We start from the raw sequence: 19,369 nt of genomic DNA, 5'->3' as shown, positions 1-19,369 counted from the left end.
TGGAAAGGGCCGGGGCGAAGCGTTCGGCGCGATTGGATTGCGGTTGACTGCACTAGATGGCGGCGGGAAAGGGCTGCGGTGAGTTCCGGTCGTAGCTGGCCGGCTCGCCTTGCTGGGAAGAGGCGGGAAGCCTGGGGGTGGGCCGACGTTTGGCGTTGGCGCAGTGGGGGAGGGCGGCGGGACGGCAATAGGACCAGATCTCGTCGGTGCTTGCGCCAGTCCTGCTCCGGTGCCACCAAGCACTGGCCCAACATTGGAGGCCTGAGGAATCGAGACAGCACTTGCTGGAGTCGCCGACCTGGAGTTAGTAGCGGTTGCAGGAGCTATTGGCACGGGAACGATTGGCGGGATGAGGGGTGCAGACGAAGCGCCGGGGCCCTGTATCGCTGGGTCAGCGTCGTCGATACGCGGACGTATCGGGGGCGGCTTCTGAAGCATCACCTGGGCCTGCTGGAGTTCGCCGCTCAACCCGTACATGATCCCCCGGGCCTTGGTGTTCAGCTGCTCCAACTCCACGTCCGTCACCGGCGGGTCGACCACCCGGCTGCCCGCCGCCGCCTTCGGATCCGCCAGCGTCGCCTCGTACGACCGCTTCTGCTGGAGCTTGGTCGAGTACTGCTCGTAGAGCCTCTTCAACTCGGGCCGGGCGCTGTCGATGGCGCGGGTGGCGGCGGCGAGCGCGTCGTGGTTGGCGGCGGCGGCGTCATGGGTGTGCTGGACCCGGTCGATGAGCTGGTCGAGTTCGGCCAGGTATGCCCGCGCGGCCGCGTTGGTCTCCGGGGGCCATGCCTCGGCCAGGCCGCGCCGGTACTCGTGCAGCCGCCGCAGGTGGTTCATCGCGAGGTCGCAGACCTTGCGCCAGCCGGCGACCTGCTTCCAGTGCCCCTGGGTCTCGTGGTCCTGGACGCAGGCCCACATGCTGAGCACGTCCATCAGTTGCCAGTCGGTGAGGCCGGACGTCCGGCCGCTGCCCCTGTCGATCACGGCAGCACCACCGGCCCGCCGTTCGGGCCGGTGGGGTCGGGCAGCCGGGCCCGGCCACCGGACATCGTGGAGTACGGGTTGGCGAGCGCCGCCTCCACGTCGGCGACCCTGGCCGAGGCGAAGGCGTCGGCGCCCCGGTAGTCGGAGGCGATCCGGCCGGCCGCCGAGGCCAGGTGGCCGGTGGCTCCGCCCAGGTCGTGCACCATGTTCGCGGTGGCCTGCTGGGTCTCCCAGTGGGCGTGCAGGAACTGCACCAGCTCGACGAAGGCGTCGCACGGGTTGGGTACGGGTGCTCTCATGTCGTCGGCGATGTACGACAGGTGTGGCGCGTAGTTGCGTTCGACCTCGGCCTGGAGCCGGTCGGCGAACTCGCTCATCTGGCGGATGTCGGCCTCGATGCCGCCGTAGTCGCGCAGCCAGGAAGCTGGCCGGTCCTCCTCAGGGATCATCGATCCTCCCTACCTGTCACGGCCCCGTTTCCCAGAGTGAGGTTAATGGGTGCGGAGCGATCTCGGCAGTCCTGAGGACATCACGGTGGTTGCGCCCCAGCTCAATCCGGTCGGATTGGCGGAAGGGTCAGCGGGGGAGGCCGGAGGCGCGCCACGCGCCGGGTCCGGCGGAGGGCGCCGCGACGGTTGGTCGGGCGCTGCGCGCCCAGGCGGACGTGGTCACCGGCGCGGGCGCGGCGGCCGGTCGGGACCGGACGACGATCGCACCCACCAGCGCGGCCAACTCGTCGGCGGTCGGGACGCCCCGGACGACTCGGAACAGCGGCTCTTCGGCAGACATGGCGTCAGCGTACGCGTCGCGAACTTGACCTTCGACGCACAGTGGCGTGCCGGCGGTGTGAGCATCGGTGGCGCCGGGTACCGTCTCTCCGATGTCTGACGCGCTTCCCCAACTTGTCGCTGACCGGTACCGGCTCATCTCGCCGCTCGGTCAGGGCGGCATGGGCCGGGTCTGGAAGGCGCGTGACGAGGTGCTGCACCGGGACGTGGCCATCAAGGAGCTCGTCCCGCCACCCAGTCTCACCAACGACGAGCGCCGCGAGATGCGGGAACGCTCCCTGCGGGAGGCCCGGGCGATCGCCCGGCTGAACCACGTCAACGTGGTCCGCATCTTCGACGTGCTGCGCACCGACGGCGACCCGTGGATCGTCATGGAGTACGTCGCGTCGAAGTCGTTGCAGGACACTCTCGCGGAGGACGGCCCGGTGTCGCCGGCACGTGCGGTGGAGATCGGGCTCGGTGTGCTCGGCGCGCTGAAGGCGGCGCACAAGGCCGGCGTGATGCACCGCGACATCAAGCCCGGCAACGTCCTGCTCGGCAACGACGGCCGGGTGGTACTGACCGATTTCGGTCTGGCCACCATTCCCGGCGACCCGAACGTGACCCGCACCGGCATGGTGCTCGGCTCGCCCGCGTACATCGCGCCGGAGCGGGCCAAGGACGGCACGGCCGGTCCGGAGGCGGACCTGTGGTCGCTGGGCGCGACGCTCTACGCCGCCGTGGAGGGCAAGTCCCCGTACGCCCGGCCGTCGGCGATCGCCACCCTGGCGGCGCTGGCCACCGAGCCGCTGCCGCCGCCGAAGAACGCCGGGCCGCTCAAGCCGGTGCTCCAGGGCCTGCTCCGCAAGGACCCGACCGAGCGGATCACCGCCGAGGTGGCCGAGCGCCTGCTGCGCCGGGCCGGCGGCAAGCGCGCCAAGGGGATCTCGCTGCTGGACGGCGTACGCCGGCCGGGGCCGAACGGTCCGCGCGAGCCGCGCAAGCCGCTGGTGCCGGCCCCGCGCCCGCCCGAGACGAGCGCCGAGTCGACGCCGAAGCCCCCCGCGCCGCGAGCTGAGGCCACGCCGCGAGCCGCCGAGGCTGCGGCCGGCGCCGCCGGGGTCGCCGCTGCCGCCGAGGACGAGACGAGCACGACGCCGGCGGGCGTGGACGCCGAGCCGACCGCCAAGGTCGACCCGCCGCGTCCGGCCGCCGACGCCGAGCCGACGACGAACGTGCAGGACCCGCCGAAGCCGAGCACCCCCACGTCGGTCATGCCGGCGCCGGTGAGTCCCGCGCCGGCGTCCGCCGAGCGCCTTCCCGGTTCGGTGTACGACGGGACGAAGCGCGGCAGGCAGAAGCGGAACCTGCTGATTGGCGCGGTGGTGCTGGTGCTGCTGGTCGGTCTCGCGGTGCTCGTGCCGCTGCTCGGCCGGGGCGGGGACGACCCGGAGCGGGGCGGGCAACAGGCCGGCGATCCCACCGGCGCCGCGGCGACCTCGTCGGCCGCCGCCCCGACGTCGGCTCCGGGCGCGCCCGCGCCGACCAGTGCCGCCCCGCCCAGCCCGACGCCCTCGGCCACCCCCTCGACGGACCCGAACGCGCTGCCCGCGGGCTGGACCCTGCACAAGGGACCGACCTTCTCGATCCCCCTGCCGCCGGGCTGGCGAGTCAGCCGCACGGGTTCGGACACGGTCGTGTTCTTCCAGCAGGGCGGGGTGGGCGAGATGCTCGTGCAGTGGACCCCCAACCCGAAGCCCGACGCGGAGGCGGACTGGAGGGCGATCGAGCCGGACCGCCGCAAGTTCGTCAACAACTACGAGCTGCTCGGCATCGAGCGTTGCGACTGGCACCGGACCTGCGCCGACTGGGAGTGGCTGGAGACCCGGGACAACACCCGCATCCACGTGCGCAACCGGGGCTTCGTGACGGCGAGCGACCGGGGCTACGCCATCCGGTGGGAGGTCGCCCAGAAGGACTGGCGGGCCCAGCTCGCCAACTTCGACGTGATCGTCAAGGGGTTCAAGCCCGACCGTCAGGGCTGACGCGCGGGAATCGCGTCCGTGTGAAATGGATTCGCATGACCTTCCCTCGTCCGGGGTATCTCTCCCGTGACGACGGAAGGAGGCACGACATGGGTTACCGACGCAAGGACGCCCGCCCGCGGCTGGCACTGTGGATGCTCGTCGCCCTGGGCGACATCGTTCTGTTGCTGGTCAGTGTCGGTATGCCGGCGCTGGTCGCGCTGCTCGCCGTCGTGACGGTCACCGCCGCCGGAGTCGCCGCCTGGCGCCTCGCCCGGCGGAGCGCACTGGCCGGCGAGGATGCCGTGCCGGTGCCCGTGACCGCGCGACGCAGGGCCTGATTTGACGTAGGACGGCGGCGGCAGCCGGACCAGTCATCGACCGTACGGTGACCGATCCCGCTGCCGCCGACCTGTGTCCGGCGCCGGTCAGGTGTTGTTGGCCAGCGCGATCAGCCGCGTCCGGTCGCCGTTCCAGTAGTTGCGGTCGACGTTGCCGCTGATCCCGGAGACGGAGCCGGTGCTGGTGTACTGCCAGAAGCTCCAGAACGGGGCGCCGGCCGGCAGGGTGCCGGGGCTGGTGGACCAGCGGGCGATCCAGAGCGGGTGGTTCGCCCAGGGGCCGGTCCAACTGCCGGTGCACTGGTTCCAGAAGCTGGTGGTGGTGTAGATGACCGCGTACCGCCCGGTCCGCGAGCGGTAGGTGTTGAGGAAGTCCTGGACCCAGTTCCGCATGCCGGTCGTGCTCAGCCCGTAGCAGTAGCCGCCGCTGTACGGGTTGGCCTCGAGGTCCAGCGCCGCCGGGAGCGTGCGGCTGTCGGCCGACCAGGCGCCACCGTTGGAGGCCAGGTAATTGGCCTGGGTGGCACCGGAGGAGATGTTCGGCCGGGCGAAGTGGTACGCCCCACGGATCACCCCGGCGTAGTAGGAGTTGGTGTAGTTGGCGTTGAAGTTCGGGTCCTTGTAGCTCGTACCCTCGGTGGCCTTGATGAAGGCGAACTGGATGCCGGCGTTGCGGACGCTGGTCCAGTTGATGGAGCCCTGGTAGTGGGAGACGTCGATGCCGGGGGTGGTGGCCGCGGCCGCCGGTCCGGCGGTCCCGACGAGGGCCGCCGCCGCGGTGGCGACGACGGTGAGGCCGGCGGCGAGGAGCCGGCGCAGCGAAAATGTGGGACGGGTCATGGATGCCTCCAGGGACGCCGATTGATTGACGCCAATCCTTGGAGGTAGTTGCCCTAGATCGCAAGAGGGGTTAAGGAAATTTTCATCGACGCTCGTATGTGGCTGGCCGCCTGATCGGTATCGGTCAGCGGAGCGAGGTGGGATCGATCTGCCAGCGGAACGGCTCGGTCATGGTCAGCGTCTCGCCGGCCTTGGCCACCCGGTCCTCGACGTAGTGCTCGCCGTCGAGCCGGTACAGCCGCAGCGCATGCGTCTCGCCGTCTTGTTCGACCAGCAGGTACCACGGGATGCGCGCGATCGCGTAGAGCTGCATCTTGAGCACCCGGTCGGCGGCGGCGTTGCCCGGGGACACGATCTCACCGACGAGAGACACCTGGCCAGCGTCGAGAAAGGTTCCTTCGTCGTCGGCGTCGGTTACGACGAGATCCGGAATGACGATCCGGTCCACACCCAGCCGAACATTGATCGCATCGTAAACCGAGAGTCCTCGAGGCTCTGCCGCGACCTCGATGCTGTTCGCCAGTCGACGCGCCACCCGCTGGTGCCGCCGACTCGGGGCAGGGCTCACGAGCAGACTCCCGTCGAGCAGTTCGATCCGGTCAGGCGTCTCGCCCAAAGCGAGGTAGTCGGCCTCGGTCCACAGGCCGACGTGGTGTTCCAGGGGAGCCGCGCTCACCGCCGTTCACCTCCCGCTCCGCTCGCCACCCGATCAGTCTCACACGATACGAGGCCGCACCCGCCGAACGACACCAGCCCGGGCCGGTAGGCTCCCCGCCCATGGTGTCGATCAACGGGCTGGGCGACCTCTGGGACAAGCTCCTCGGCGCGCAGCCCGACCCACCCCCGCTGCTCGTCCTGGTCACCGCCGTCGTCGCGCTGGTCGTGGTCGCCACCCGGCTGCCCTGGCGGGTCGCCCGCAACGCGGTGACCATCGCGCACGAGGGCGGCCACGCCCTCGCCGCCCTGCTCACCGGGCGCCGGCTGCACGGCATCCGGCTGCACTCGGACACCTCCGGCCTGACCCTCTCCGCCGGCCGCCCCACCGGCCCCGGCATGATCCTCACCCTGCTGGCCGGGTACGTCGCCCCGTCGCTGGTCGGCCTCGCCGGGGCCTGGCTGCTCGGCGGCAACCGGATCACCCTGCTGCTCTGGCTCGCGGTGGCGCTGCTGCTGGCCATGCTGGTGCTCATCCGCAACGTCTTCGGCGTGCTGTCGCTGCTGGTCACCGGCGGGGTGGTGCTGGCCGTCTCCTGGTACGCCTCGCCGCAGGTGCAGGCCGCCTTCGCCTGGACCGGCGTCTGGTTCCTGCTCCTCGGCGGGGTACGGCCGGTGGTGGAGCTGCAACGGTTGCGCAGCCGGGGACGGATGCCGCAGTCCGACGCCGACCAGTTGGCCCGGCTGACCCCGTTCCCCGCGCTGTTCTGGGTGACCGTGTTCGCCCTGGTGAACCTGCTCGCCCTGGCCGTCGGCGCGGTGCTGCTCGCCGGCCCGATCCTCACCGACGCCGGCCTGACCCTGTAACCGGTCGGGAGAGCAGAATGGCCGCATGCGGTACGTGATCATCGGGGCGGGTGCGGTCGGCGGCACCATCGGCGTACGGCTGGGAGAGGCCGGCCACGACGTGACGCTGGTGGCCCGCGGCGCGCACCTGGACGCGATCCGGCGGCGCGGGTTGACCCTGCGCACCCCGGACCGCACGGCGACCTGGCGCGGGCCGGCCACCGACGCTCCCGGGGAGCGGCCGCTGCCCGCCGACACCGTCCTGGTGCTCACCGTCAAGTCGCAGGACACCCCGGCCGCGCTGGCCGACTGGGCGGACGCGCCGGTCGCCGGTGGCGGCACGGCGGGGGAACGGCTGCCGCTGTTCACCGCCCAGAACGGGGTGGCCAACGAGCCGGCGGCGCTGCGGCTCTTCGCCCGGGGTGTCGGCTCCACCGAGGTCGACCACCTCAACGGCGAAATCGTCCTGCTCGGTCGGCTGCACGGGGTGCCGACCCCGGCCAACGCCGCCGTCGCGTACGCGGTGCGCCGGGCGGCCCGGGAGCGGATCCCGGCCGGCGGCTTCCCGCCCGCGGAGCTGGCGAAGATGATCGGCTGATCCGGCAACCGGCGTGGTGCCGCCGCGCGTGTCCCCTCCGAACGCCACGGGAGGTGAGCGCGTGCCCGACGTCGACGGGTTCGACGAGTTCTACCGGGGCAGCCGGCAACGCCTGCTCGGCTTCGTCTACGTGCTGACCGGCAACGTGACCGAGGCGCAGGATGCCGTCCAGGAGGCGTACATCCGGGCCTGGCAGCGCTGGTCGACGGTGAGCGGGTACGACGACCCGGAGGCGTGGGTGCGGGTGGTGGCGTCCCGCATCGCGGTCAGCCGCTGGCGCAGCCTGCGCAGTCGCGCCCGGGCGTATCTGCGGCACGGCGCCGAGGAGAGCGTGCCCGGCCCCGGCGTCGACACGGTCGAGGTGGTCGCCGCGCTGCGTCGCCTGCCGGAGGAGCAGCGCACCGCGCTCGCCCTGTACTACCTGCTCGGCATGCCCGTGGCCGAGGTGGCCCGGCAGACCGAGGCCCCCGTCGGCACGGTGAAGGCCCGGCTCTCCCGGGGGCGCGCCGCGCTGGCCGGGCTGCTCGCCGTCTCTGACCTGGAGGAGGCCTGATGCGTGAGGACCTGCACTTCGTCGACCGGCTGCACCGGGACCTCGGTGGGGTCCGCTGGGCCGAGCCGGAGGAGATCCGCGCCCGGGCCCGGCGACGCAGCCGGCGTACGGCGGCGCTGGCGGCGACCGCCGTACTCGCGGTGCTCTCCGGTTCCGGGTACGTGGTGGCGGGCCGGTCAGGGGCGACGGTGCCTCCCGCGCCGCCGGTGGCGGCCGTCTCCGCGTCGACGGCGACCGCCGGGCCGGCCGAGATTCCGCGGGAGGCGCTGCTGTCCGCGCGGGACGTGCGGCTGAAGACCGGCACGCAGATCGGTGCGGCCGGCCTGGGTGAGGCGGTGCGGGTCGATCCGGTGCTGGAGGCGTGCGGCCGGGAGCGCGGTGTGCCGTCGGCGGCGACGTCGCGCTATTCGCGGTCGCAGACCCTGCTGCGGCCGGTCGACGGGGTCGCGCCACCGCTGCTCACCCAGGACGTCTACCGCATCGACCCGGGGCAGAGCCGGCTGCTCTTCGGCGCCGTCGCCCTGCTGCTCGACGCCTGCGCCCAGTGGGAGATCACCGGATCGGGGCAGGTGGGCGGCAGGACGGTGCCGACCGTGACCCCGCACCGGTGGGAGCGGTCGGTCAGCGGGTTCGCCGGCGACGAATCCGTGCTGCTGCGCCATGTGTCGCTGCCGCCGGCCAGCGTCGCCGACGGCACCGCGATCAAGCTTGCGCCAAAGGTCGAGGCCACCATGGTGGTACGGGTCGGTGACCTGGTCACCGTGATCACCACCGGGCCGACCACCCTCAAGGCCGACGGCACCGGTCCCGGCCCGGGCCTGAGTCAGGCCGACCTGGAGGGGCTCGGTCGCACCGCCGCCGGTCGGCTCTGCGTCGCCGCCAACCCGCGCTGCTGAAACCGGAAGATCCCCGCGACCACGAGGGACGCGGGGATCTCCGGGTACACCCGCTACAGCGGGATGTTGCCGTGCTTCTTCGGCGGCAGGGTCTCCCGCTTGGTGCGCAGCACCCGCAGCGCGCGGACGATCTGGGCGCGGGTCTCGTGCGGCGGGATCACGCTGTCGACGTAGCCACGCTCGGCGGCGATGTACGGGTTGGCCAGGGTGTCCTCGTACTCGGCGATCTTCTCGGCCCGGACGGCGGCCGGGTCCTCGGCGCCGGCCAGCTCCGAGCGGTAGAGGATGTTCACCGCGCCCTGCGCGCCCATCACCGCGATCTGCGCGGTCGGCCAGGCGAAGTTCAGATCCGCGCCGAGGTGCTTGGAGCCCATCACGTCGTACGCGCCGCCGTAGGCCTTGCGGGTGATCACGGTGACCTTCGGGACGGTCGCCTCGGCGTACGCGTAGATCAGCTTCGCGCCGCGCCGGATGATGCCGTCCCACTCCTGCCCGGTGCCGGGGAGGAAGCCGGGAACGTCCACGAAGGTCAGCACCGGGATGTTGAACGCGTCGCAGGTACGCACGAACCGGGCGGCCTTCTCGCTGGCGGCGATGTCCAGGGTGCCGGCGAAGTGCATCGGCTGGTTGGCCACCACGCCGACCGGGCGTCCCTCGACCCGGCCGTAGCCGATGACGAGGTTCTGCGCGTAGAGCGGCTGCACCTCGAGGAACTCGCCGTCGTCGAGCACGTGCTCGATGACCCGGTGCATGTCGTACGGCTGGTTGGCCGAGTCCGGGATCAGCGTGTCCAGCTCCCGGTCCTCCGCGGAGATGTCGAGGTCGGCCGGGGCCTCGTACACGACGGGCTCGTCGAGGTTGTTCGACGGCAGGTACGACAGCAGGGCCTTGACGTACTCGATCGCGTCCTCCTCGTCGGTGGCGAGGTAGTGCGCGTTGCCGCTGCGCGAGTTGTGGGTGCGGGCGCCGCCCAGCTCCTCCATCGCCACGTCCTCGCCGGTGACCGTCTTGATGACGTCCGGGCCGGTGATGAACATGTGCGAGGTCTGGTCGACCATCACGGTGAAGTCGGTGACCGCCGGGGAGTAGACCGCGCCGCCCGCGCACGGGCCCATGATCAGCGAGATCTGCGGGATGACGCCGCTGGCCCGGACGTTGCGGAAGAAGATCTCGCCGTAGAGCCCGAGGGAGGCGACCCCCTCCTGGATCCGGGCGCCGCCGGAGTCGTTGATGCCGACCACCGGGCAGCCGATCTTCATGGCCAGGTCCATCACCTTGACGATCTTCTCGCCGAAGACCTCGCCGAGGGAGCCGCCGAAGACGGTGAAGTCCTGGGCGAAGACGCAGACCTGCCGGCCGTCGACGGTGCCGTAGCCGGTGACCACGCCGTCGCCGTACGGGCGGTTCTTCTCCAGCCCGAAGGCCGTCGAGCGGTGCCGGGCCAGTTCGTCCAGCTCGACGAAGGAGCCCTCGTCGAGCAGCAGCTCGATCCGCTCCCGGGCGGTCTTCTTACCCCGCGCGTGCTGCTTCTCGACCGCGCGCGCCGACCCGGCGTGCACCGCCTCGTCGACCCGTCGCTCCAGGTCCGCCAGCTTGCCCGCGGTGCTGTGGATGTTGATCCCGGTCTCGGTAGTCACCCAGGGAATATAACGATGGTTCAGGACGACGCCGCTGTGCAGTACGCCTCAATACCGTCCGTCGCCGGGCCCGTAGGCTGACGGGATGCCGGGCTCGCCGTACACCGATCTGGACCGCCCGCCGCTGTCGGCGGCGCGGCTGGCCCGCGCGCTGACCGGGCCGCACGGGCCCTGGCGCCGGCTCGACCTGCGGGCCGAGACCGGTTCCACCAACGCCGACGCGGTGGCGGCCGCCCGGGCGGGCGAGCCGGAGGGCCTGGTGGTGGTCGCCGAGCGGCAGACCGCCGGGCGCGGCCGGCGGGGCCGGGTCTGGCAGTCGCCGGCCCGCGCCGGCATCGCGACCAGCGTCCTGCTCCGGCCCGGCGAGGCCGTCGCCGACCGTGGCTGGCCGCCGGCCCCCGCCACCGGGTACGGCTGGCTGCCGCTGCTCGCCGGCGTCGCGCTGGTCGAGGCGGTGGCCCGGCTGGCGGAGCTGGATGCCCGGCTGAAGTGGCCGAACGACCTGCTGGTCGACGACGCCAAGTGCGCCGGCATCCTGGCCGAGGCGGTGCCGGGCACGTCCCCGGCGCAGCCGCCGGCGATCGTGCTCGGGATCGGGCTCAACGTCACGCTCCGTGCCGACGAGCTGCCGGAGAACCCGACCGGCCTGCCGGCCACCTCGCTGCAACTGGCCGGCGCGACGGCCACCGACCGGGATCCGCTGCTGCGTGCGCTGCTCCGCTCGCTGGCCGACTGGTACGACCGCTGGCGCACCGCCGGCGGCGACGCGGTGGCCAGCGGGCTGCGGGAGGCCTACGTCGCCTCCTGCGCCACCGTCGGCCGGCGGGTGCGGGTGCTGCTGCCCGACGGCGCCGAGCTGACCGGCCTGGCCACCGGCGTGGACGCCGACGGCCAGCTGCTGCTCGACACGGGCGCCGGGGAGCGGCGGTTGGCGGCCGGGGACGTGCTGCACCTGCGCTGAGCGCTCGGGTGGCGGCCCGGTTCGGGCGCGGCGCCGCGATCGGGGCCGCGCGGCTGATCCGGCGGCTCGCGGTGACCGGTTACGGTCAGCGCGTCCGATCCGTGCCGAGGAGGTTCCCCGTGGCGTTTCCCGAAGACGTGCTCACCGAGGACGAGCACGTCGTCCTGCATCTGCACCCGCACTGGAAGGCGCTGCTGCGGCCGATCCTGGTGCTGGTCCTCGGCGTCGCCGCCGTGGTGGCGGGCTGGGTCCTGCTGCCCGACGGCGACGGCGCCACGATCGCGCTGTACGTGATCGCCGGGCTGGCCCTGGTGCTGGCGCTCTGGCTGGGCCTCTGGCCGTTCCTGGTCTGGCGCACCACGCACTACCTGTTCACCGACGAGCGGGTGCTGCTCCAGCAGGGCGTGCTGTCCCGGGACCGGCGGGACATCCCGCTCACCCGGATCAACGACCACGCGATGAGCCAGCGTTTCGTCGAGCGGCTGCTCGGCTGCGGCACGCTCACCATCGAGTCGGCGGGCGAGCGCGGCCAGTCCGTGCTGCGCGACGTCCCGTCCGTGGGCCAGGTGCAGACCAAGCTCTACGAGCTGGTCGAGGCCCACCACGACAAGCACTCGTTGGGCGACGGGGAGATGCGCGACATCCTGGCCGACATGCGCGAGGGCAAGCCGCTGCGCGACCCCACCAGCTGACTCCTGGCCCGACTCCGGCCTGATCGACCCCGGTTCGCAGCTGTGGCGGTGTCCGTCGGACACCGCCACCTGGCGACATTCGGGTGCCCGGGTCGTCCCGGGCGGCGGGGTCAGCGGCGGGGGCGGCGGGTGCCGGCATGCAGTTCCGCGGCCAGCTCGGCGTCGAGGTCGGCGCCGACCGTGCTGCCCAGCCCGGCGTCCAGCGGGGCGGGACGTCCGGTCGGCTGCGGGAAGACCGGTTCGGCCTTCAGGCGGCCGGGCCGCTGCGCCGCCTGCTGCTGGGCCTCCTCCAGCTCGCTGACCGACTCGGCCAGCTCGGCCACCGGGTCCAGCTCGGCCATGGTGTCCCACTCGTCCCGGTGGATCGTGTGCCAGGTCTCCTCGGCGTGCGCGGGCACCGGCTGGAACACGAACGTCCGGTACGACCAGAACCGGAACATGGTGGCCAGCAGCACGCCGCCGGTCTTCGCCACGTTGAGCGCGAGCAGGCTGTTCACGCCCAGGCCGTACTTGGCGGCGGCGAGGACGCCCAGCTCGATCAGCAGGCCGGTGGCGTTGAAAAGGAAGAACAGGACGTATTCCCGCTTCAACGCGGATTTCGGTCGATCCCGGTACGTCCAGTGCCGATTCATCAGATACGACGTGATCGTCGCCACCACGGTGGCGATCACGGTCGCCTTCAGTTGACCGTTGACAAAAACGGTGAGTGCCAGGACATTGAACACCGCGTAATTGATGACGGTGTTGATGCCACCGACGACGCCGAATTTGAGCGCCTCGTGGATGAACTTCTGCCAGCGCTCGGGCAGCAGACGGACAAGACGCATGCGGAACACCTTAGGGCAGTGGTTGGGGCCGGCAGGTCCCGGCCGGACGAGGTGGGCGGCAGGTCACGCCCCCGGCGGCCGGTCGTGCGCCGCCTCCGGAACCGGGGGGTTTCCCGCTTCCACGAAGACGAACCGTCGGTACGACCAGAACCGGAACAGCGTCCCCAGGCCGGTGCCGACGATGAAGCTGGCGATGTTGTCGGCCAGCGGGGTCTGGAACACCTCCGGCCAGATGCTGCCCAGGCCGTACCGGCTGAACGCCAGGCAGGCCACGGCGATGCCCAGGCCCACTGCGTTGAAGAAGAAGAACAGCGCGTACTCGCGGGCCGGGTTGGAGCGCTTGCGGTGGCGCCAGGTCCAGAACCGGTTGCCCACGAAGGCGACGCTGGCCGCGACGACGGTGGAGATCGTCTTGGCGGTCACCTGCTCGACGTCGCGCACGGTCGTCAGGTAGTTGAAGAGCGTGAAGTCGATGAGGAAGGCGATCCCGCCCACCGTGGCGAACTTGCTCAGCTCGCGGACGAGGTGACCGAAGCGGTCCAGCAGAGTGCGGGCCAGACCCGGGCGGGTCGGCGGAGACCCTGGTTGGTCCCCGGTCATCGTCGCGGCCACCCGCCGAGCGTACCGGTCGGGAGCGAGCCGGACGCGCAGCAACGGCGAGCCGGCCCGGATCGCTCCCGGCGCGGGTCGTAACCGGCCCGTCCGCTGCCGCCGCAGGTGAGCAGAGCGTAACTCTTTGTGGACCGATCGTCGATCGGTTCGCCCAATCGACGTGGCCGTCACCGGAAGCCCGGTTCCGCTGTCCGTCATCGTCCGTTCCGGTGGCCGACAACAGTTCGCCGCAGGATTTGCGTGAAACTGCGCGGGAAAGCGGGTATTAGCTCGTGATGCCGCAGCCGGGCCGTACCTTGTGCAGTTCTTCACAACCAGTCCCACTGACTCACGGCTCGGCCCGGTTTACGCTGAGCGCAATCCCAGGTTTCCACGATGGCGACGCGGCTCGCGCCCGCCAGACTCGTGCATCCATAGAACGGTCAGCGTCGACCACAAGGAGATGTGTCATGGTTGCTCCGGCTACTGTTCGGGGTATCGATCAGGCCCCGACTACCCACCCCAAGCTGCTCGCCTGGGTCAGAGAAGTCGCGGAACTGACCACCCCCGACCGCGTGGTCTGGGTGGACGGGTCCGATGAGGAGTGGCGGCGCCTCACCGACGAGCTGGTCGAGTCCGGCACCCTGATCCGGCTCAACCCGGAGAAGAAGCCCAACTCGTTCTACGCGCGCACGGACCCGACGGACGTCGCCCGGGTCGAGGAGCGCACCTACATCTGCTCCGTCGACGAGGCGGACGCCGGCCCCACCAACAACTGGATGGCGCCGGCCGAGATGAAGCGGACGATGACGGAGCTGTACCGCGGGAGCATGCGCGGGCGCACCATGTACGTCATCCCGTTCTGCATGGGCCCGGTGGAGGCCGAGAGCCCCATGTTCGGCGTCGAGATCACCGACAGCCCGTACGTGGTGGCCTCGATGCGGATCATGACCCGGATGGGCGCCAAGGTCCTCGAGGCGATGGGCGACGACGCCGACTTCGTGCACGCGCTGCACTCCATCGGCGCCCCGCTCGCCCCCGGCCAGCAGGACGTCGCCTGGCCGTGCAACGAGACGAAGTACATCTCGCACTTCCCGGAGACCCGGGAGATCTGGTCCTTCGGCTCCGGCTACGGCGGCAACTCGCTGCTCGGCAAGAAGTGCTACTCGCTGCGGATCGCCAGCGTGATGGGGCGCGACGAGGGCTGGCTCGCCGAGCACATGCTGATCCTCAAGATCACCTCGCCGGAGGGCAAGGTCTACCACATCGCCGGCGCGTTCCCGTCAGCCTGCGGCAAGACCAACCTCGCCATGGTGGAGCCGACCATCCCGGGCTGGAAGGTCGAGACCATCGGCGACGACATCGCCTGGATGCGCTTCGGCGAGGACGGTCGGCTCTACGCGGTCAACCCGGAGTACGGCCTCTTCGGCGTCGCGCCCGGCACCGACTGGAAGACCAACGCCAACGCCATGCGGACGCTCGACCGCGGCAACTCCATCTTCACCAACGTCGCCCTGACGGACGACGGGGACATCTGGTGGGAGGGCATGGGTGAGCCGCCGGCGCACCTGATCGACTGGAAGGGCAACGACTGGACGCCGGAGAGCGACAGCCTCTCCTCGCACGCGAACAGCCGGTTCTGCACCCCGATCACCCAGTGCCCGATCCTCGCCGAGGACTACTACGACCCGAACGGCGTGCCGATCGACGCGATCCTCTTCGGCGGCCGTCGCCGGGACACCATCCCGCTGGTCACCGAGGCCCGCGACTGGGTGCACGGCGTCTACATGGGCGCCACGCTCTCCTCGGAGACCACCGCCGCCGCGTCCGGCGCGGTCGGCGTGGTCCGCCGCGACCCGATGGCGATGCTGCCGTTCATCGGCTACCACGCCGGCGACTACTTCCGGCACTGGATCGAGATGGGCAAGGGCGCCGACGGCGACGAGGCCAAGCTGCCCAAGATCTACTACGTGAACTGGTTCCGCAAGGACCCGGAGGGCAGCTTCCTCTGGCCGGGCTTCGGCGAGAACTCCCGGGTGCTCAAGTGGGTCGTCGAGCGGATCGAGGGCACCGCCGACGCGGTCGAGACCCCGATCGGCATGGTGCCGGCGCAGGACGCGCTGGACGTCGAGGGCCTGGACATGACCCCGGAGGACGTCCGGATCGCCCTCAAGGTGGACCCGGAGGAGTGGCGCAACGAACTCCCGCTGGTCACCGAGTGGTTCGAGAAGTTCGGCGACAAGCTGCCGGGCGTCCTCTGGGCCGAGCTGGACGCGCTGCGGGCCCGGCTCGACGCGGAGCAGCCGCAGAAGTAGGTGTGACGGTTGCCCGTACCGGGCACCATCGGATCCCATGAGGACGGCCGTCGAGACCACCGAGGTCCGGCGGCCGTCCGCCGTCCGGGCGCTCACCACGCTGCTCGCCGTGACGGCGGCGGCCACCGTCGTGGTCGAGCTGCTCAACTGGTGGTACGCCCCGGAGCAGGAGTTCGGCCTGGCCGTACGCACCGGCTGGGCGATGCTCCGCTCACTCGCCTTCCTGGTGCTGATCGGGCACGTCAACCGCGGTCGTACCGTGGCCCGGCCGTTCGGGCTGATCCTCGCGGTGACCACGATCTTCGCGGTGGGCCGGCTGGTGGTGCCCCGGCAGGGGGTGCCGCCGCTGCCCGGGCTGCTCGGCTTCGCCCTGCTCACCGCGCTCTGCGTGAGCGTGGTCGCGCTGCTCTACCGCTCCGAGGCGGTCGGCGCGTACCTCGTCCGGCACCGCAGGACCCTGGTGGTCTCCGGCGGCACGATCTCCTGGCGGGAGGCCGCCCCGAAGCGGCCGCCGGTCACCGGGTGGCTGCTCACCAGTCGGGTCGCCGCCTTCACGTACAGCCCGTTGATGCTGGTGCCGGCGCTGGTGGCCGGGGGCGCGATCCTGGACGGCCGGCTGGCCGCCGCGCCGGCGGTGGTGTTCTGGTTCCTCGCCGGCATCGCGGTCAGCTACGCGGTGCTCCTCTGCACCGCGTTCCTGATGCGCGGCCGGCGCTGGGCCCGCACCCTGCTGGTGGCGATCACCGTGGGCGTGCTCGCTGTCGACCTGCCGCTCTGCTGGTGGCTGCTCGGCGTCGACGGCCTGGTCCGGGACGGCGGCCCGCTCGTCGCCGCCGCCGTCCTCGCCCTCTACGGCCTCTGGCGCGCCACCCGCGCCGAAGCACCCCCACCCTCCACCTGAACCCCCGCCACGCGTGGGTGGGTCGGTGCGGCGGCGGGGTTCGGGGGCGTGGGGCGGGCAGGATGGGCCGGTGGGCGGCTGCGGGCGGGAGGCGACGCGGTGAGCGACGAATTCGACCTGATCGTGGTCGGGGCGGGGCCGGCCGGGGCGGCCGCCGCGCTGGCCGCCCGCCGGGCCGGGGCCCGGGTGCTGCTGCTGGACCGGTCCGACTTCCCCAGGGACAAGGCCTGCGGGGACGGCATCGCGGCGCACGCGCTGGACGTCCTCGCCGGGCTGGGGGTGACCGACGCGGTGGCCGGGTACGCCCCGCTGCCCGCGCTGCGGCTGGTCGGCCCGGGCGGCCCGGCGGTGGCCCGGGCGCTGCCCCGGCCCGCGTACACGGTGCCCCGCGAGGTGTTCGACGCCCGGCTGGTCGCGGCGGCGGTGGCCGCCGGTGCGGTGCTGTGCCGGCACACCGTCCGTCGGGTCGAGCCGCGCGACGACCGGGTGGTGCTGGACGGGGAACTGGCCGCGCGGGCGGTGGTCGGCGCGGACGGGGCCGGGTCGATCGTCCGCCGCACGCTCGGCCACCCGCCGAACCCGGACCGCCACCTCGCGCTCGCCATCCGGGGGTACGCCCCGGCGCTGCCCGGCCCGCCCGAACAGTTCATCGTCACCTCGGGGCCGCGCTGGCCGGCGTACGCCTGGTCCTTCCCGATCGGCGACGGTCGCGCGAACGTCGGGTACGGGGAGGTGCTGCGGGGCGAGCCGCTGAGCCGCGCGCACCTGCTGGACCGGCTCGCCGCGTTGCTGCCGGCGACCGACCCGGCCACGGTCACCGGGCTGCGTGCCCACCACCTGCCGCTGTCGACGCACCGGCCGTCGCCCGGTCGGGGTCGGGTGGTGCTGGCCGGCGACGCGCTCTCCCTGATCAACCCGTTCACCGGCGAAGGGATCTTCTACGCGCTGCTCTCCGGGGCGCTGGCCGGCGCGGCCGCCGCGGCGGCACCCGACCGGGCGGCCGACCGGTACGCCCAGGCGCTGCGCCGGCGGCTCGGTACGCACCTGCGGCACAGCTCGGTCGCCGCCTGGCTGGCCCGGCACCGGCGGGTGGTCGACGCCGCCGTCCGGGCGGCCCGCCGCGACGACCGGGTCTACCGCAGCGTCGTCGAGTTGGGGCTCGGTGACGGCCGGCTGGACGCCCGCACCCTCGCCATGATCGGCATCGGTCTCTCGGCGCGTAGTTAACCTCCGAGGTCACCATCGGCCGGGCGGGTCGCTACCCTGCAAGGTGATGACTCTGCGGAACCTCCTCTACTCCGTGTACGAGCGCCGGCTGACGGCGTCGCTCGCGGGCAAGCCGGTGCCCCGGCACGTCGGTGTCATGTGCGACGGCAACCGCAGGTGGGCGCGGGAGATGGGCTTCGTCGACCCCAACGACGGGCACCGGATGGGCGCCGAGCGGATCAAGGAGCTGCTGCGCTGGTGCGACGCCGCCGGCGTGGGCCACGTCACGCTCTGGCTGCTCTCCACCGACAACCTCTCCCGGCCGGCGGAGGAACTGGATCCGCTGCTCCAGATCATCGAGGACCTGACCACCGAGCTGGCCGAGGAGGGCAACCCCTGGCGGCTGCGGATGGTCGGCGCGCTCGACGTGCTGCCTTCGCACCACGCGCAGGCCCTCAAGGCCGCCGAGGAGCGCACCCGGGACCGCGCCGGTGGCGCCCAGGTCAACATCGCCGTCGGGTACGGCGGCCGGCGCGAGATCGCCGACGCGGTGCGCTCCCTGCTGCTGGAGCACGCCGCCACCGGCGGCACCATCGAGGAGCTGGCCGGCGCGCTGGACGTCGACCACATCTCCGAGCACCTCTACACCAAGGGCCTGCCGGACCCGGATCTGATCATCCGGACCAGCGGTGAGCAGCGCCTCTCCGGCTTCATGCTCTGGCAGTCGGCCCATTCGGAGTTCTACTTCTGCGAACTCAACTGGCCCGACTTCCGTCGTGTCGACTTCCTCCGCGCCCTGCGCTCCTACGCCAACCGCCAGCGCCGCTTCGGCGCCTGACGGGCTCGCCCGCGCCCACGGCGGCGGCCGCCGGTCAGGTCAGGTGGGGCAGCGCCCTGGTGAGGAAGTCGCCGAGGGCGGCCGGTGAGTCGAGGGTGAGGTCGGCGGCGTCGGCCACCTCGTGACCGGTCTCCGGGTTGGCCACGGCCACGCAGACGCCGAAGAAGTCCGGGTCGGCGGCGGCGCGGGCCCGCAGCGCGGCGAAGGCCTTGATGTCGGAGACGTCGTCGCCGAAGTACCAGGCGCCACCGGCGTCGCGAACGATCTCGCCGATGACCAGGCCCTTGTCCCGGTCGACCGGGGGCTTGAGCTCCAGCACCATCCGGCCGGCCTGCACCTTCAGCCCCAGCCGCTCGGCCTGCGCGCGACCCCACTGCTCGACCTGCGGCCCCAGCCCCGGCGCGGTACGCCAGTGCAGGGCGACGCTCAACCGCTTGAACTCGACCAGCGTGCCGGCCGGCAGTTCGGCCCGGGCCAGGTCGGCCAGCTCCGCCATGGTCGGCACCCAGGGCAGGGCGGCCGGCTCGGTCACCGTCTCGCCCCCGGAGTGGCTGTGCTCCAGCCCGTACAGCCCGTACAGGTCGATGCCGGCGAGGCCACCGAGGTGGTCGCGGAGGAAGTCGACCGGGCGGGCGGAGACGATCGCCACCCGCTGCACCACCGGGGCGAGCGCCTCCAGCGCGGCGAGCACCTTGGGCGCGGGCTGCACGGCGGTGGGGTCGTCGTCGACCGGCGCCAAGGTGCCGTCGAAGTCGAAGAAGAGCACCGTGTGGGCCGCCCGCGCGGCGGTGGCCCGCCAGGCGTGTTCGGCGTCCAACGGAGTCTTCGGCTGCTGGTTGCCCAGATTCAACGGCGGCACGCGCGACAGCGTACCCCGGCGGCTGCGGCTCATTCGTGG

At 72.2% G+C, this 19,369-nt stretch carries 21 protein-coding genes; 13 read left to right on the top strand and 8 right to left on the bottom strand.

Going from position 1 to position 19,369, the window contains the following annotated elements:
* Window positions 1-490 precede the first annotated feature (490 nt).
* Window positions 491-625: a hypothetical protein gene (locus ACTMTB_RS18750; RefSeq protein WP_441147280.1), complete on the top strand. Its 135-nt coding sequence runs from the start codon at window positions 491-493 to the stop codon at window positions 623-625.
* A 355-nt stretch (window positions 626-980) separates the two neighbouring features.
* Here ACTMTB_RS18750 and ACTMTB_RS18745 read toward each other — a convergent pair whose 3' ends face one another.
* Entirely contained in the window at window positions 981-1,433 is a 453-nt protein-coding gene (locus ACTMTB_RS18745; protein WP_154939588.1) for a hypothetical protein, read from the bottom strand.
* A 127-nt stretch (window positions 1,434-1,560) separates the two neighbouring features.
* A complete protein-coding gene (locus ACTMTB_RS18740; RefSeq protein WP_280840434.1) occupies window positions 1,561-1,773 on the bottom strand; it encodes an acyl-CoA carboxylase subunit epsilon in 213 nt (70 codons plus the stop codon).
* A gap of 91 nt (window positions 1,774-1,864) precedes the next feature.
* Here ACTMTB_RS18740 and ACTMTB_RS18735 point away from each other — a divergent pair, with 91 nt between their 5' ends.
* Complete coding sequence (locus ACTMTB_RS18735) at window positions 1,865-3,796, top strand: protein kinase domain-containing protein (protein WP_441147278.1); 1,932 nt, start codon at window positions 1,865-1,867, stop codon at window positions 3,794-3,796.
* A gap of 89 nt (window positions 3,797-3,885) precedes the next feature.
* The gene (locus ACTMTB_RS18730) at window positions 3,886-4,116 is read left to right on the top strand and encodes a hypothetical protein (RefSeq protein ID WP_441147276.1); all 231 of its coding nucleotides are present in this window, start codon (window positions 3,886-3,888) and stop codon (window positions 4,114-4,116) included.
* Between the two features lie 87 nt (window positions 4,117-4,203).
* Here the strand turns inward: ACTMTB_RS18730 and ACTMTB_RS18725 are convergent, their stop codons facing one another.
* Both ACTMTB_RS18725 and ACTMTB_RS18720 read right to left on the bottom strand, forming a co-directional pair.
* Window positions 4,204-4,956, bottom strand: a complete 753-nt coding sequence (locus ACTMTB_RS18725; protein WP_441147274.1) for a GH25 family lysozyme — start codon at window positions 4,954-4,956, stop codon at window positions 4,204-4,206.
* A gap of 124 nt (window positions 4,957-5,080) precedes the next feature.
* On the bottom strand, window positions 5,081-5,632 hold the full coding sequence (locus ACTMTB_RS18720; protein WP_441147272.1) for a Uma2 family endonuclease: 552 nt from the start codon (window positions 5,630-5,632) through the stop codon (window positions 5,081-5,083).
* A gap of 101 nt (window positions 5,633-5,733) precedes the next feature.
* On the opposite strand from ACTMTB_RS18720, the gene ACTMTB_RS18715 reads away from it, so the two are divergent.
* From ACTMTB_RS18715 to ACTMTB_RS18700, 4 genes are all read left to right on the top strand, one after another.
* Entirely contained in the window at window positions 5,734-6,477 is a 744-nt protein-coding gene (locus ACTMTB_RS18715) for a M50 family metallopeptidase (RefSeq protein ID WP_441147270.1), read from the top strand.
* 25 nt (window positions 6,478-6,502) lie between these two features.
* On the top strand, window positions 6,503-7,054 hold the full coding sequence (locus ACTMTB_RS18710) for a ketopantoate reductase family protein (RefSeq protein WP_441147268.1): 552 nt from the start codon (window positions 6,503-6,505) through the stop codon (window positions 7,052-7,054).
* Between the two features lie 61 nt (window positions 7,055-7,115).
* Entirely contained in the window at window positions 7,116-7,607 is a 492-nt protein-coding gene (locus ACTMTB_RS18705) for a SigE family RNA polymerase sigma factor (RefSeq protein ID WP_377604524.1), read from the top strand.
* Window positions 7,607-8,503, top strand: a complete 897-nt coding sequence (locus ACTMTB_RS18700; RefSeq protein ID WP_441147265.1) for a hypothetical protein — start codon at window positions 7,607-7,609, stop codon at window positions 8,501-8,503. Before ACTMTB_RS18705 ends, ACTMTB_RS18700 begins: the two co-directional genes overlap by 1 nt.
* Window positions 8,504-8,556: 53 nt before the next feature.
* Here ACTMTB_RS18700 and ACTMTB_RS18695 read toward each other — a convergent pair whose 3' ends face one another.
* Window positions 8,557-10,140, bottom strand: a complete 1,584-nt coding sequence (locus ACTMTB_RS18695; RefSeq protein ID WP_210775798.1) for an acyl-CoA carboxylase subunit beta — start codon at window positions 10,138-10,140, stop codon at window positions 8,557-8,559.
* 85 nt (window positions 10,141-10,225) lie between these two features.
* On the opposite strand from ACTMTB_RS18695, the gene ACTMTB_RS18690 reads away from it, so the two are divergent.
* Entirely contained in the window at window positions 10,226-11,101 is an 876-nt protein-coding gene (locus tag ACTMTB_RS18690) for a biotin--[acetyl-CoA-carboxylase] ligase (protein ID WP_441147263.1), read from the top strand.
* Window positions 11,102-11,220: 119 nt separating this feature from the next.
* Window positions 11,221-11,793, top strand: a complete 573-nt coding sequence (locus ACTMTB_RS18685; protein WP_357917446.1) for a PH domain-containing protein — start codon at window positions 11,221-11,223, stop codon at window positions 11,791-11,793.
* Window positions 11,794-11,903: 110 nt separating this feature from the next.
* Here ACTMTB_RS18685 and ACTMTB_RS18680 read toward each other — a convergent pair whose 3' ends face one another.
* Window positions 11,904-12,620, bottom strand: coding sequence for a GtrA family protein (locus ACTMTB_RS18680; RefSeq protein WP_441147260.1), 717 nt, complete (start codon window positions 12,618-12,620; stop codon window positions 11,904-11,906).
* A 63-nt stretch (window positions 12,621-12,683) separates the two neighbouring features.
* Window positions 12,684-13,220 carry a GtrA family protein gene (locus ACTMTB_RS18675; protein WP_441147627.1) on the bottom strand — a complete coding sequence of 179 codons (537 nt, stop codon included), beginning with the start codon at window positions 13,218-13,220 and terminating at the stop codon, window positions 12,684-12,686.
* Window positions 13,221-13,681: 461 nt separating this feature from the next.
* Here ACTMTB_RS18675 and ACTMTB_RS18670 point away from each other — a divergent pair, with 461 nt between their 5' ends.
* The 4 genes from ACTMTB_RS18670 to ACTMTB_RS18655 all read left to right on the top strand — a co-directional run bounded on the left by ACTMTB_RS18670 (window position 13,682) and on the right by ACTMTB_RS18655 (window position 18,471).
* Window positions 13,682-15,526, top strand: a complete 1,845-nt coding sequence (locus tag ACTMTB_RS18670) for a phosphoenolpyruvate carboxykinase (GTP) (protein WP_441147258.1) — start codon at window positions 13,682-13,684, stop codon at window positions 15,524-15,526.
* A 37-nt stretch (window positions 15,527-15,563) separates the two neighbouring features.
* On the top strand, window positions 15,564-16,427 hold the full coding sequence (locus tag ACTMTB_RS18665) for a hypothetical protein (RefSeq protein WP_441147256.1): 864 nt from the start codon (window positions 15,564-15,566) through the stop codon (window positions 16,425-16,427).
* A 99-nt stretch (window positions 16,428-16,526) separates the two neighbouring features.
* Window positions 16,527-17,654, top strand: a complete 1,128-nt coding sequence (locus ACTMTB_RS18660) for a geranylgeranyl reductase family protein (protein ID WP_441147254.1) — start codon at window positions 16,527-16,529, stop codon at window positions 17,652-17,654.
* 46 nt (window positions 17,655-17,700) lie between these two features.
* Window positions 17,701-18,471, top strand: coding sequence for an isoprenyl transferase (locus ACTMTB_RS18655; RefSeq protein WP_154939557.1), 771 nt, complete (start codon window positions 17,701-17,703; stop codon window positions 18,469-18,471).
* 34 nt (window positions 18,472-18,505) lie between these two features.
* Here ACTMTB_RS18655 and otsB read toward each other — a convergent pair whose 3' ends face one another.
* A complete protein-coding gene (gene otsB, locus ACTMTB_RS18650) occupies window positions 18,506-19,330 on the bottom strand; it encodes a trehalose-phosphatase (RefSeq protein WP_210776572.1) in 825 nt (274 codons plus the stop codon).
* Window positions 19,331-19,369: the final 39 nt, after the last annotated feature.

This window comes from Micromonospora sp. L32, assembly GCF_052068055.1.
GTDB lineage: Bacteria > Actinomycetota > Actinomycetes > Mycobacteriales > Micromonosporaceae > Micromonospora > Micromonospora purpureochromogenes.
Note: the sequence above shows the minus strand (reverse complement) of the source record. Positions and strands in the feature narration are given on the sequence as shown.

Bases quoted from the DNA above. Each gene is read 5' to 3' on its own strand.
- ACTMTB_RS18710 (WP_441147268.1), top strand. From the start codon at position 6,503: ATGCGGTACGTGATCATCGGGGCGGGTGCGGTCGGCGGCACCATCGGC.
- ACTMTB_RS18700 (WP_441147265.1), top strand. From the start codon at position 7,607: ATGCGTGAGGACCTGCACTTCGTCGACCGGCTGCACCGGGACCTCGGT.
- ACTMTB_RS18745 (WP_154939588.1), bottom strand. From the start codon at position 1,433: ATGATCCCTGAGGAGGACCGGCCAGCTTCCTGGCTGCGCGACTACGGC.
- ACTMTB_RS18665 (WP_441147256.1), top strand. From the start codon at position 15,564: ATGAGGACGGCCGTCGAGACCACCGAGGTCCGGCGGCCGTCCGCCGTC.
- ACTMTB_RS18680 (WP_441147260.1), bottom strand. From the start codon at position 12,620: ATGCGTCTTGTCCGTCTGCTGCCCGAGCGCTGGCAGAAGTTCATCCAC.
- ACTMTB_RS18730 (WP_441147276.1), top strand. From the start codon at position 3,886: ATGGGTTACCGACGCAAGGACGCCCGCCCGCGGCTGGCACTGTGGATG.
- ACTMTB_RS18725 (WP_441147274.1), bottom strand. From the start codon at position 4,956: ATGACCCGTCCCACATTTTCGCTGCGCCGGCTCCTCGCCGCCGGCCTC.
- ACTMTB_RS18670 (WP_441147258.1), top strand. From the start codon at position 13,682: ATGGTTGCTCCGGCTACTGTTCGGGGTATCGATCAGGCCCCGACTACC.
- ACTMTB_RS18655 (WP_154939557.1), top strand. From the start codon at position 17,701: ATGACTCTGCGGAACCTCCTCTACTCCGTGTACGAGCGCCGGCTGACG.
- ACTMTB_RS18735 (WP_441147278.1), top strand. From the start codon at position 1,865: ATGTCTGACGCGCTTCCCCAACTTGTCGCTGACCGGTACCGGCTCATC.
- ACTMTB_RS18690 (WP_441147263.1), top strand. From the start codon at position 10,226: ATGCCGGGCTCGCCGTACACCGATCTGGACCGCCCGCCGCTGTCGGCG.
- ACTMTB_RS18715 (WP_441147270.1), top strand. From the start codon at position 5,734: ATGGTGTCGATCAACGGGCTGGGCGACCTCTGGGACAAGCTCCTCGGC.
- ACTMTB_RS18740 (WP_280840434.1), bottom strand. From the start codon at position 1,773: ATGTCTGCCGAAGAGCCGCTGTTCCGAGTCGTCCGGGGCGTCCCGACC.
- ACTMTB_RS18675 (WP_441147627.1), bottom strand. From the start codon at position 13,220: ATGACCGGGGACCAACCAGGGTCTCCGCCGACCCGCCCGGGTCTGGCC.